This is a genomic window from Sporomusaceae bacterium (assembly GCA_031460455.1).
GTDB lineage: Bacteria > Bacillota > Negativicutes > Sporomusales > UBA7701 > Anaeroselena.
Window position 1 is genome coordinate 164,103 of the sequence record JAVKTQ010000003.1, and the last position, 12,699, is coordinate 176,801.

A 12,699-nucleotide genomic window follows, 5' to 3' on the forward strand; every position below is an offset into this window, starting at 1 on the left:
GCGTCAGTCCTCCTTTATCGCCTTGAAGGCGCATGATTCGAGACACGCGCCGCATTTTACGCATTTGCCGGCGTCGATGACGAACGGTTCCTTGACGGTGCCGGCGATGGCCCCCACCGGGCAGAGGCGCGCGCATTTCGAACAGCCTTTGCAGAGAGCGGCGTCGATGAATATCCGCTTGAGCTTCTGGCAGGTCTTGGCTGGACAGCGTTTTTCGTTGACGTGGGCCTCGTATTCGTCGCGGAAGTATTTGATCGTGCTGACGACCGGGAAGGCGGCGGTTTTGCCGAGGCCGCACAGGGCGGTGGAGGAGATGGTGTCCGCCAGCTCGAGCAGCATGTCGATGTCGGCCGCTTCGCCCTGGCCGGCGACGATCCTTTCCAGGATTTCGAGCATGCGCTTGGTGCCTTCGCGGCAGGGCAGGCATTTGCCGCACGATTCGTTCTGGGTGAAGTTCATGAAGAAGCGGGCCACTTCGACCATGCAGGTGTGCTCGTCCATGACGACCAGCCCGCCGGAGCCGATCATGGCGCCGGCTTTTTTGAGCGAGTCGAAGTCGAGCGGCAGGTCGAGGTGCTGGCTGGTTAGGCAGCCGCCTGAGGGGCCGCCGATTTGCACGGCTTTGAACCCGGCGCCGCCGCGGATGCCGCCGCCGATGTCGAAGATGACTTCTTTGAGGGTGGTGCCCATGGGGACTTCGATCAGGCCGGTGTTCTCGATGTTGCCGGTGAGGGCAAAGGCTTTGGTGCCGGGGCTTTTTTCCGGGCCGATAGTCTTGTACCAGGCGGCGCCTTTGAGGATGATGAGCGGCACGTTGGCGAAGGTTTCGACGTTGTTGAGGACGGTGGGTTTGCCGAACAGTCCCTGTTCGACGGTGCGGGGCGGCTTGACCCGCGGCATGCCGCGGTTGCCTTCGATGGAGGCGGTGAGGGCGCTGCCTTCGCCGCAGACGAAGGCGCCGGCGCCTTTGCTGATCGTGATGTCGAAGTCGAACCCGGAGCCGAGGATGTTCTTGCCGAGCAGGCCGCATTCCCTGGCTTCGGCGATCGCCGTCTCCAGGCGGTCGATCGCCAGGGGATACTCGGCCCGCACGTAGATATAGCCTTGGGAAGCACCGCAGGCGTAGCCGGCGATCATCATGCCTTCAAGCATGCGGTGGGGGTCGCCTTCCATGACGCTCCTGTCCATGAAAGCGCCCGGGTCGCCTTCGTCGCCGTTGCAGACGACGTACTTCTGCGCCTCTTTTTGCCGTTTGACCTGGGACCATTTGCGGCCGGCCGGATAACCGCCGCCGCCGCGGCCCCGCAGATTCGATTCGTCGATTTCCCTGACGATTTCGTCGGGCGTCATGGCGAAGAGCGCTTTCTCAAACGCGGCGTAGCCGCTGATGGCCAGATACTCATTTATCGAGGTGGCGTCGATGTGGCCACAGTGTTCAAGCACCAGCCGGGTCTGCTTCTTGTAAAAGGGGATGCCTTCCTGGGTCTGGTATGTCTGGCCGTTTTTCCTGTAGGCCAGCCGTTCGATGAACCGGCCGCCGACGATTGTTTCGGCAACTATCTCGGCGCAGTCCTCGGGCTTTACCTTGATGTACAGCCAGCCCTGCGGCTCGATCCTGACGAGCGGCCCCATCTCGCAGAAGCCGTGGCAGCCGCTTTTTTTGACGCCCACCTCTTCGCCGTGGGGCTCGTGTTCGAGACTGACGGCGCAAGGGAGGCCCTGTTCGTTTATCAGTCGGACAAGTTCGGCGTGGATATCGAGCGACCCGCCGGCCACGCAGCCGGTGCCGGCGCATACGAGAATTCTCGTCCGCTGGGCGGCGAGGGCAATTTTGTATTTAGCCCGGGCGCTTCGCAGGTCTTCCCGGTTATGGAGCATATCAGTTCGCCTCCTTGAGTTTCGCGAGCAGTTCGCTGGCCTTGTCCGGCGTCATGGCGGGGTAGACCTTGTCGTTGACGGTAAGTACGGGGGCGAGGCCGCACGCGCCAAGGCAGGAAACGGTCTCTACGGTGAAGAGGAGGTCGTCGGTTGTTACTTTGCTTTCCGACAGCGCGAGTTCTTTCCGCAGGCGCTCGAGGATGGGGATGGATTTCCTGACATGGCAGGCGGTGCCGTCACAGATTTTTATCACGTATTTGCCTTTGGGTTCGAGGGAGAAGTTCTCGTAAAAGGTTGCCACGCTGTAAATCCTGGCAGTGCTGATTCCGAGCCTTTCGGAAAGGTAGGAGAAGGCTTCGCGGGGCAGGTAGCGGTATTTCGCCTGGGTGTCCTGGAGGATGGGGATTATATTGTTCGCTTTGTGTCCGTATTTTGTCAGTATGGCATCCATTTCCCCGAAGTCGATCGCAGCTTTCATGGCGTGACCTCCATTGATATTGTGAAAAATTTAACTTACTTTCAGTGTACACGGTCGGAGGATGGTTGGCAACAGAGTTTTGTGAAAAATTTCTCAAAGTCGCGCAAAATTTTTTTGCCTTTTTTTCGCCTGCGGCGTGGCCGGCGCCCGGAGGCAGCAGGGGATGCTATGCCCTGCGGGCGTAAAAAGGCGCGGAACGTTGACGTTCCGCGCCGCGGTCGGGGCCGATGGTTATAATTCGATGATGATTGTCAGGATCACCGGTCTGCGGCCGGTTTTGTTGAACAGGTATTTGCCGAGGGCATCGCGGATGCCGCTTTTCAAGGGGGCCCATTCGGTTATCGGTTTGTTTTCGCCGCGTTCCAGCACGTCTTTGACAACTTTGCGGGCGTCCCTTATCAGTTCTTCGGAGTCGCGCATGTAGATGAAGCCGCGCGAGATGATGTCCGGTCCGGATACCACGCAGCCCCGCTGTTTGTCGAGGGCGAGGACGACGATCATGACGCCCTCCTGCGACAACTGGCGGCGGTCCCTGATGACGATGTTGCCGACGTCGCCGATGCCTGAGCCGTCGACGAAGACCTGGCCGGCGGGCACTTTGCCGGCGAACCGGCCGCTTTCGGCGGTGAATTCGAATACGTGCCCATTTTCGCCGAAAAAGATGTTTTCCTTGGGGATGCCGACGCCTTCGGCGAGCTTGCCGTGGTTCTTCAGCATGCGGAATTCGCCGTGGACGGGGATGAGATATTTGGGGCGGACGAGGTTGAGGATGAGTTTGAGCTCTTCCTGGCTGGCGTGGCCGGAAACGTGAATGCCGGACGACTTTTCGTAAATGACTTCGACACCGAGGCGCAGCAGGCCGTCGATGATCCTGCCGACCGAACGCTCGTTGCCGGGGATGGGTGTGGCCGAGATTACCACCGTATCTCCGGGGTTGAGTTCCACGTTTCGATGGCTGCCGTTCGCCAGGCGGCTGAGGGCCGCCATCGGCTCGCCCTGGCTGCCGGTTGTCAGGATGAGGATGCGGTTGGCGGGGTAGCGGTTGATCTCGTCGATATCGATCAGAACGCCTTCGGGAATTATCATATAGCCAAGCTCGGTGGCCTTGGTGACGACGTTTATCATGCTCCTGCCCAGTACGGCGACCTTGCGGCCGTATTTGCAGCCGGCGTTGATGGCCTGCTGCAGGCGGGAGACGTTGGAGGCGAAGGTGGTGAGGATTATCCGTCCGCTGGCGGCGGCGAACTGATCGTCCAGCGCTTCGCTTACGGTGAGCTCCGATTTTGTATACCCCGGACGCTCGGCGTTCGTGCTGTCGGACAGCAGGACGAGCACGCCCTGATCGCCGAGTTCGGCGAATTTGTGGATGTCGATGATTTTGCCGTCGACGGGGGTCTGGTCGATTTTGAAGTCGCCGGTGTGGACAACCACTCCGACCGGGGTGCGGAAGTAGATGCCCAGGGCGTCGGCGATCGAGTGATTGACGCGGATGAAGCCGATTTCGAACCGCCCGGCCTTGATCGTGTCCCCGGCGGCGACCGGGATAAGTTTGCGGTCGGAGACGTTGTTTTCTTTGAGGCGCCCCTCCACCAGACCGAGGGTGAGCCGGGATCCGTAGACAGGCACGTCGGCGTTGCGCAGGAGATAGAAAAGCGAGCCGATGTGATCCTCGTGGCCGTGGGTCAGGACGACGGCGCGGATTTTGTCTTTGTTATCGAGGAGGTAAGTCATATCCGGTATTACGAGATCGATGCCAAGCATGTCCTCGTCGGGGAACGCCAGCCCGCAGTCCAGGACGACAATATCGTCGCCATATCTGAATACCGTGAGATTCTTGCCGATCTCGCCAAGACCGCCAAGGGGGATGATCATAAGCTTGTCCTGCTTGTGCAAGTCGACCCCTCCCATATTTGCCGCTGTAGCCGGAATTTCAAAAACAGGAGCCTCAGAAGGCCCCCCGGTTAGGCGGCGCTGCCGCTTCCCGGCCGCGCAGATGTTGGAATCCAAAGTCTGTTAACTGGTTTGTTAATTATAAACCAGCTTGGTCTTGTTTACAAGGCGGATAATTTCCATATTTGTGAAACACGGGTTGGGTGAATTGCCGTGAGGTTCCCTGGCAAATTAATCTATGGATTAGTATTGCTGTACCGCCGTTAATTCATGCGGACGGGTGGCGGGGAGACAGAATTTGGCTGACGGGGGCGGGCGATATTTGGCGGGAAAATCCCCAGAATAATAATGAAAGTAACCGATCGTAGGCGGAGGTGGCCTGGCGTGATATGAGGGAGATATTGATTATCAGGCTGAGTGCGATCGGCGACGTCATCCACTGCACGCCTGTGGCCGCGTCGCTTAAGGCGGCGTGGCCGGACTGCCGGATCACCTGGCTGGTGGGCGAGGTCGCCGCCGATCTTGTGAGATACAACCCGCACGTCGATGAGACGATTGTCTGGTCGCGGGAGCGGTTTGAGCGGCACCTGCGGGATTTCGAACTGCGCAGGGCGGCGGCGATGTGGCGGGAGCTGCGCCGGACCTTGGCGGGAAGGCGCTTTTACGCCGTCCTCGATGTGCATGGCCTGTTCCTGAGCGGGATGATCGCCAGACTGGCGGAAACCGGCCGGCGCATCGGCATGAGCGGTACGAAGGAACTCAACGCGCTGTTCATGGACGAAACGGCAGCGCCGCTCGGCAGCCATATCACGGACAGGTACCTGGGAGTGCTGCGGCCGCTGGGCATTGTGCCGACTGAGCGGCGGATGACGCTGGCTTTGCCGGTGGAGGCCGCAAGGGCGGCGGACGGGCTGTTGGACGAACTGATGTTGCTTCGCGGGCGCAGACTGGCGGTGCTGGCGCCGGGGACGACGTGGCCGGCGAAGAATTGGCCGGCCGTTTTGTATGCGCGGACAGCCAGGCTGTTGGCCGGGGATTTTGCCGTGATGCTGTGCGGTGGCCGGGCGGAGGCGCCGCTGGCGCGGGAGATTGCCGCCGCGGCGGGCGTGCCGGTGGCAAATGCGGCGGGGCTGACGAGCCTGCTGGAGCTGGCGGCGGTGCTGGCAAAGGCGGCGGTGGTGGTGGCGGGGGATACCGGGCCGCTGTATATGGCGGCGGCGGTGGGGACGCCGACGGTGGGCATCTTTGGGCCGACCGACCCGGCGCGGCTCGCGCCGCCGGGGGAGAAAAACGCCGTCGTCGCCAGCAGGCAGGCTTGCTCTTTCTGCTTCAGGCGGATATGTCCCCGGGGGGCGGCCGCGTGCATGAGCGGCGTGGCGCCCGAAATGGTCGTCAGGCAAGTCCACAGGGTCGCCAGGGAGGGGCCGGTACGGACGCTGCTCGGAGAGGAACGGCGCCCGGACGTCGGGGGGAGAGGCGGCTATGGTCCCCGCCCGCGATAGGCCGCAAGCTGGTTGCGCCCCGCCGGCCTGTCTGGTATGATTATTGCCAGATACGGTATAATGTGCCTTTTAGGCCGGAGGAGGCTGCATGATGGCGGATGGTGTTAGGCAAGCGCTGGCGGCGGCGGTGCGGGAGCGGGGCGACGAGCTTGTGGCGATCTGTTCGCGGCTGGTGCGCGTTCCGAGCGAGAACCCGCCGTCCGACACGCGTGCGGTCGCTGAGGCCGTCGGCGAGATACTGGACCGGGTGCCGGGGATTGAGCTTTCTTACCCGATGCTGGAGAAGCCGGTGGTCAACCTTGTTGCCAGGATCAGGGGCGGGCGCACGGGCAGGCGGCTGGTTTTCAACGGCCACCTCGACACCTTCCCGGCCGGGGACAGGCAGACATGGACGGTCGATCCCTTCGGCGGGGAGCTTGTCGGCGACCGCCTGTACGGGCGCGGGGTCGCTGATATGAAGGGCGGAATAGCGTGCCACATCCTGGCCTTCATGCTGCTTGCCGGATGCCGCGAAGACTGGTCTGGGGAACTGGTGATAACGCTGGCCGGCGACGAGGAGAGCATGGGGGTGCTTGGTACGAAATATTTGCTGGATACTGTGCCTCACGCCGCCGGTGACGCGATGATTTCAGGGGATATCGGCACATCGAAGGTGCTGCGCTTCGGCGAGAAGGGGCTGCTGTGGTTCGAGTTGGCGGCTGAGGGCAAGGCCGGACACGGCGCGCACGTCCACCGGGGAATCAACGCCATCGACCGCCTGGTGGCCGGTATGGCGAAGCTGAAAGCGGCGCTGGAGGGCATGCCGGTCGCCGCGCCTCCCGAGGTTGCCGCTGCGATCGCTGCCGCGGGGCAGCTGTCGGAGTCGTTGTCGGGAGCGGGGGAGACGGGTGTTCTCCAACGGGTAACGGTAAACTTCGGGATGATCGAGGGCGGGTCGTCGCCCAATCTGATACCGGCGGCCGCGCTAACACGGGGCGATATAAGGATTCCGGCCGGGGTAACTCTGGCCGAGGTGGAGGCGCAGGTGCAGGCCGCGGTTGGGTTGCTGGACGGGCTGACGTTCCGGACGGTTCGCTCCTGGGCGCCAAACTGGTCTGATCCCGGGCACGAGATTTTCACGCTTGCGGCGCAAAACTGCCGCGCAGTGTGGGGGCAGGAGGTCGCGACGAATATGCGGGTAGGGGCTTCGGATGCCCGGCTTTACCGGCTGCTGAAGAATGTGCCTGCCGTGAACTGCGGGCTGAACGGCTATAATCTCGGCGGCCCCGACGAATACATTGAGGTCGAGGATCTGATTAAGTTGGCGACAATCCATACGCTGACCGCATACGATTATCTGCGCAATACCGACAAGTAATGGCATGAAGGCCCGATGGCCGCCACGGCAAAGTGGCGGCCGTCTTATTTTTGTTTCGTTATGTGAAATGATCCCTTATTAGGAAAATGTATACAAAAAACATTTTCTGTGTTCGTAGACAAGGGAATAAAATATCTGTATATTATACAATAGTTACATTTTTTTGCTTTGAGAGGTGGACTTATGGATAAGATTAACGATGTTCTGGGGACAGTCAACAGGGGTAATCGCTTAGAATCGGGGCTGTGCTCGCTGTGCCGGGCCGATTGCCAGGGAAAGTGCGAAACCTGGCTGTCGAGCATCCGCGGGCGGAAGATGCTTTATCCGCGGGATTTCGGCGCGGTGACCGCCGGCAGCGGCAACACCACTCACCTTGGAGTGTCGTACGGCACACTCAGGATTCAGGGTTATAACTTCGGTGCCCAGGGGTTGCCCCCGGGGCTGTCTAATTCCCAGGACGACTGCATTTTCCCCAACGTCAGCACCGAGTGCGAATTTGGGCATGAGGTCAAAACCAAGTGCCGGATGCCGCTGATGACTGGGGCACTGGGGTCGACATTTATCGCCGCGAAGTACTGGGAGTCGTTCGCGATCGGCGCGGCCCTCGTCGGCATCCCGATTGTCATCGGCGAGAACGTTGTCGGCGTCGACAAGAAATCGGTCATGGAGAACGGTAAGATAACGAAGGCGCCGGAGCTCGACCGCCGCATCGACTGCTATCTGCGTTACTTCGACGGCTACGGGGCGATCATCGTCCAAATGAACGTGGAGGACGCCCGCAACGGCGTCGCCAAGTACGTTATTGACAAGTACGGCGACAAAGTGGTGATCGAGCTTAAGTGGGGCCAGGGCGCCAAGGATATCGGCGGCGAAATCCAGGTGAAGGATCTTGAGTATGCGACCTTCCTGAAAAACAGGGGTTATATCGTCGATCCCGATCCGACGCTGCCTGAGGTCCGGGAGGCGTATAAGTTCGGGGCCATCAAGTCGTTCGCACGCCACAGCCGGCTCGGCTACACCAATTTGTCGTCAGCCGACCAGGTCAGGGAAGATTTTATGGCAAACGTCCAGTATCTGCGCGATATCGGCTACAAGAGGATTTCGCTCAAGACCGGCTCGTACGGCATGGAAGCCCTGGCGATGGCGATCAAGTTCGCGTCCGACGCAAAACTGGACTTGCTGACAATCGACGGTTCCGGCGGCGGGACGGGAATGAGCCCGTGGAATATGATGGAAACCTGGGGTGTGCCGTCGATCCTGCTGCACTCCAAAGCTTACGAGTACGCGACCGTGCTCGCCAAGGCCGGGCACAAGGTGGTGGATATGGCCTTCGGCGGCGGGCTGGCTCGCGAAGACCATATGTTCAAGGCGCTGGCGCTGGGCGCGCCGTTTGTCAAGCTTATCTGCATGGGCAGGACGCTAATGATCCCCGGATTCCTGGGGGCCAATATCGAGGGGGCGTTGAACCCGGAACGCCGCGTTGCCCTGAATGGCAACTGGGAGTCCTTGCCGGCAAGCTTAGGTGATTGCGGGTCTTCTCCGCAGGAGATTTTCGCCGGCTATCAGGATGTGCAGCGGAAAGTCGGCAAAGACGCGATGAAGGATATCCCCTATGGGGCAATCGCGATGTGGACCTGCGCCGATAAACTTAACGCCGGTCTTCAGCAGCTCATGGCCGGTGCGCGCAAGTTTTCGACCGTTGAGATCGACCGCGGCGATATCGTTTCCGGCAACAGGGAGACTCAGCGGGAGACTAAGATTCCGTTTATCACCGATGCCCTAGACGATCGCGCGTACAAGATCCTGCAAGGGTAGGGATATTTATTGCGTGCTTACAACAGGCGGCAGCACCTAATGAGGTGCTGCCGCCTGTTATTTTATCGCCGCTTGCTTCAGCCTCATAAGAAAGCTGTATGGAAGGACGGGAGGATTTTTCTGAAAAATGGCCGAACTTGGTGGCCAAACGAGGAAGGGGAGGGGAAGGCCGTGAAAATCGCCATTGTCGGCGCCGGGGCTATGGGAAGCCTGTACGGGGGGCGGCTGGCCCAGGGCGGCGAGCAGGTTTGGCTGCTGGATTCATGGGAGGAACATGTCAGGGCGGTTAACGATGACGGGCTGATGATCGTCTCGCCGGAGGGCACCATTGTGCTGCGGCTGCCGGCGACTACCAGGCCCGAGGATATTGGCGTAGTCGACCTTGTCATTATCATGGTCAAGGCTAATGCCACCCGCCAGGCGGCCAACGCCGCAGCAGGCCTCGTGGGGCCGGATACGATGGTGCTGACGCTGCAGAACGGGCTCGGCAACGCGGAAAAGCTGGCCGAGGTGCTGGGGGCGCAGCGGGTGATCGTGGGCACGACGGCGATGGGAGCGATGATGCTCGGCCCCGGCAGGGTGCGCGACGGCGGCAAGGGCGCGACCCATATCGGCAAGCTCGACGGTCATGCCAGCCGCGACGTGTACGAAATCGCCGCCACGTTTTCCCGGTCGGGTCTGTATACGACCGTTGCGAGTAATCTTCCTCAACTGCTGTGGGGCAAACTGGCCCTCAACGCAGCTCTCAACCCGGTATCGGCGATCACCGGCCTCACCAACGGACAACTGGCGGAATGCGAAGATTCGGTGGCGGTGCTGAAGAAGGTGCTGGCCGAGGTGGAGGCGGTGGCGAAAGTCCAGGACATCCGGCTGCCGTACGACAATCCGCTGGAACACCTGCTTGGCCTAATGCGTTCCACCCGCGACAACCGTACTTCGATGCTGCAGGACATCCTCCACAAGCGGCCGACCGAGATCGCCGCCCTCAACGGCGAGGTCATTAAGCTCGGCCAGCGGTTCGGCATCCCGACACCGACCAACGAGACGCTGATCGAGCTTGTGAAAACAATCGAAAAGAACTACTGAATATGGGTTACAGACGGCCCCCGGAAAACTGGCGGCCGTTTATTTTTGTGTAATGTGTGCGAATATTCACAAAACCTATAACGTTTCCTTATTCCACCCCCGAGAATTAGAATTACACCCCCGGCCGTCCGGCGCTGTACAATATAAAAAAACCACAGGTGAAGAAGGAGGGTATTTATGCTGCAGGATTACGGCGCCATCGCCTTGCTGATGGCGGTCGCGCTGATTTTCCCCTTCATCCCGCTGTTCGTTTCCGCTTACATCCAGACAAAAAAGCCGACCGCCGAGAAGCTCTCGACCTACGAATGCGGCGTCGATACCATCGGCAAGACGTGGGTGCAGTTCAAGAGCAGCTATTTCCTCTACGCCCTCGTGTTCGTCGTGTTCGACATCGAAACCGTCTTCCTTTATCCGTGGGCGGTCAAGTTCCAGGTGATGGGGACGTTCGCATTTGTGGAGATGCTGATTTTCGTGGCCATTCTCGTGCTCGGTCTTTGGTACGCCTGGCGGAAAGGAGCGCTCGAATGGCAATGACGCTGCGAACCGCTGAGGAGACCGCCGCCCGGGAACTCCTCCGCGAGAATTTCATCCTCACATCGCTCGAGACCGTTCTGGGTTGGGCACGTTCCAATTCTTTATGGCCGCTGACCAGCGGCCTCGCGTGTTGCGCCATCGAGATGATGAGCGCCGCCGCGGGGCGTTTCGACCTGGCCCGGTTCGGCTACGAGGTATTCAGACCGTCGCCCCGCCAGGCCGACCTGCTCATAACCGCCGGCACGCTGACCTGGAAGATGGCGCCGGTCCTCAAGCGCCTCTACGAGCAGATGCCGGAACCTAAATGGGTGATCGCCATGGGCAGCTGCGCCAGCACAGGCGGACCGTTCGCCGATTCCTACTCCGTCGTTCCTGGGGTGGATTACGTCATCCCCGTTGATGTGTACGTGCCCGGTTGTCCCCCGCGCCCCGAGGCCCTCATCGACGGCATCCTCCAGCTCAAGGCGAAGATCGCCAAACCGCAGCTTACACGGGGGGTGGTCCGTTATGGCCGTTAATATCGAGCCGGTCCTTGTCCGCTACCTGGTGGGTCTGTTTCCGAGCCTCGCGGCTGCCGACCGGGCCGGGGACGGATTGACGGTCGTGACTGCGCCGCCGGAGGAGATTTACGCTGTCCTCAAGACTCTGCGCCACGAAGAGCCCTTTTCAATGGACACCCTCGGCGATCTCACCGCCGTGGACTATCCCGACCGGCTGGAGGTTGTCTATCATCTCTATTCCGCCGCCTGCGGGCATAAGCTGGCGGTCAAGACCAGCGTGGCGAAGGGCGCCGCCGCTCTGCCCACGGTTACCGGCTTATGGCCGGCGGCCGAGTTTGCCGAACGCGAAACCTATGATCTTCTTGGGGTGACGTTCACCGGCCATCCAAATCTGACCCGCATCCTCCTGCCTGAAGGCTTCGAGGGGCATCCCCTTCGCAAAGACTACAGCCTGCCGCCGCGGCCGGCGACGAGGTGACGCCATGACCACCCGCACTGAAGTCTATACCCTCAATATGGGGCCCCAGCATCCCGGCACCCACGGCGTCCTCCGCGTCATCCTCGAGCTAGACGGCGAGACGGTGGTGAGCGCCACCCCGGAGCTGGGCTATCTCCACCGCGGCATCGAAAAGTTGGCCGAGAGCCGCACCTATGCCCAGATCATCCCCTATACCGATCGCCTGGACTACCTGGCCGCCATGAATACCAACCTCGGTTACTGCCAGGCGGTGGAGAAGCTGGCCACGATCGAGGTGCCGGAAAGGGCCGAATACCTGCGCGTCATCATGGCCGAATTAGGCCGCATCGCCAGTCATCTGATCTTCCTAGCCTCGATCGCCATCGACCTTGGCGGCACTACCGGGATGATGTACGCCTTCCGCGACCGGGAGCGCATCCTCGACCTTTTCGATGCAGCCTGCGGTGCCCGCATGACCTTCAATTACATCCGCATCGGCGGCGTGATGGCCGATGTGGATGAAGCGTTTCTGGGCGGCGCCCGCACTTTCCTGGCCGATTTCCCGGCAATCATGGACGAGTACCACGGACTGATTTCCGGCAACGAGATATTCTACTACCGACTCAAGGACAGTTCGGTCGTCGGGCGCGAACGGGCGCTGGCCCTCGGCCTCACCGGACCGTGCCTGCGGGCCGCCGGCGTTGACGTCGATCTGCGCCGCGACGAGCCGTACGGCATTTACGACCGATTCAGCTTCAAGGTGCCGGTGGGCGAAAAGGGCGACAACTGGGACCGCTACATCGTCCGCATGGAGGAGATGGAGGAGAGCGCGTCGATCGTCGCCCAGGCTCTGGGCGCTTTGCCCGACGGTCCGGTTATGGCCAAGGTGCCGAAGATTCTCAAGCCGCCGCCCGGCGAGGTCTACCACCGTGTGGAGAATCCCCGTGGCGAGCTGGGGTTTTACATTGTCAGCGACGGGTCGACTAAGCCGTACCGGTTCCACGTGCGGCGCCCTTCGTTCCAGAACCTCCTGGCTGTCGATGAACTGTGCCGCGGCGGCAAAATCGCCGATGTCGTCGCCGCCCTGGCGACGCTCGACCCGGTGATGGGGGAGGTGGATTGCTAGTGGAGGATGCATTTTCGCCGCCGGTGTCCGCCGGACTATACAGGGCGTCACTGCAGAGGAGGTGTTGGGGATGCGG

Annotated in this window: 11 protein-coding genes; 8 read left to right on the forward strand and 3 right to left on the reverse strand. The window is 61.0% G+C overall.

The features are described 5' to 3' along the window. Positions 1-3: 3 nt before the first annotated feature. The 3 genes from nuoF to RIN56_07530 all read right to left on the reverse strand — a co-directional run bounded on the left by nuoF (position 4) and on the right by RIN56_07530 (position 4,249). Positions 4-1,878, reverse strand: coding sequence for an NADH-quinone oxidoreductase subunit NuoF (nuoF, locus tag RIN56_07520; GenBank protein ID MDR7866657.1), 1,875 nt, complete (start codon positions 1,876-1,878; stop codon positions 4-6). A gap of 1 nt (position 1,879) precedes the next feature. Next, positions 1,880-2,356 (reverse strand): NAD(P)H-dependent oxidoreductase subunit E, encoded by a 477-nt coding sequence (locus RIN56_07525; GenBank protein ID MDR7866658.1) that lies wholly within the window; start codon positions 2,354-2,356, stop codon positions 1,880-1,882. 231 nt (positions 2,357-2,587) lie between these two features. After that, a complete protein-coding gene (locus tag RIN56_07530) occupies positions 2,588-4,249 on the reverse strand; it encodes a ribonuclease J (GenBank protein ID MDR7866659.1) in 1,662 nt (553 codons plus the stop codon). Between the two features lie 386 nt (positions 4,250-4,635). On the opposite strand from RIN56_07530, the gene RIN56_07535 reads away from it, so the two are divergent. The 8 genes from RIN56_07535 to RIN56_07570 all read left to right on the forward strand — a co-directional run bounded on the left by RIN56_07535 (position 4,636) and on the right by RIN56_07570 (position 12,623). After that, on the forward strand, positions 4,636-5,748 hold the full coding sequence (locus RIN56_07535; GenBank protein ID MDR7866660.1) for a glycosyltransferase family 9 protein: 1,113 nt from the start codon (positions 4,636-4,638) through the stop codon (positions 5,746-5,748). Between the two features lie 91 nt (positions 5,749-5,839). After that, on the forward strand, positions 5,840-7,105 hold the full coding sequence (locus tag RIN56_07540) for a M20/M25/M40 family metallo-hydrolase (protein ID MDR7866661.1): 1,266 nt from the start codon (positions 5,840-5,842) through the stop codon (positions 7,103-7,105). 183 nt (positions 7,106-7,288) lie between these two features. After that, complete coding sequence (locus RIN56_07545) at positions 7,289-8,920, forward strand: glutamate synthase-related protein (protein ID MDR7866662.1); 1,632 nt, start codon at positions 7,289-7,291, stop codon at positions 8,918-8,920. Between the two features lie 171 nt (positions 8,921-9,091). Further along, the gene (locus tag RIN56_07550) at positions 9,092-10,006 is read left to right on the forward strand and encodes a 2-dehydropantoate 2-reductase (GenBank protein ID MDR7866663.1); all 915 of its coding nucleotides are present in this window, start codon (positions 9,092-9,094) and stop codon (positions 10,004-10,006) included. A 177-nt stretch (positions 10,007-10,183) separates the two neighbouring features. Then, the gene (locus RIN56_07555; protein MDR7866664.1) at positions 10,184-10,540 is read left to right on the forward strand and encodes an NADH-quinone oxidoreductase subunit A; all 357 of its coding nucleotides are present in this window, start codon (positions 10,184-10,186) and stop codon (positions 10,538-10,540) included. Continuing rightward, positions 10,537-11,058, forward strand: coding sequence for an NADH-quinone oxidoreductase subunit B family protein (locus tag RIN56_07560; GenBank protein ID MDR7866665.1), 522 nt, complete (start codon positions 10,537-10,539; stop codon positions 11,056-11,058). Before RIN56_07555 ends, RIN56_07560 begins: the two co-directional genes overlap by 4 nt. Continuing rightward, positions 11,048-11,518, forward strand: a complete 471-nt coding sequence (locus tag RIN56_07565) for an NADH-quinone oxidoreductase subunit C (protein MDR7866666.1) — start codon at positions 11,048-11,050, stop codon at positions 11,516-11,518. The genes RIN56_07560 and RIN56_07565 overlap by 11 nt, the downstream gene beginning before the upstream one ends. Before the next feature lie 4 nt (positions 11,519-11,522). Then, the gene (locus tag RIN56_07570; GenBank protein ID MDR7866667.1) at positions 11,523-12,623 is read left to right on the forward strand and encodes an NADH-quinone oxidoreductase subunit D; all 1,101 of its coding nucleotides are present in this window, start codon (positions 11,523-11,525) and stop codon (positions 12,621-12,623) included. The last annotated feature ends 76 nt before the right edge of the window (positions 12,624-12,699 follow it).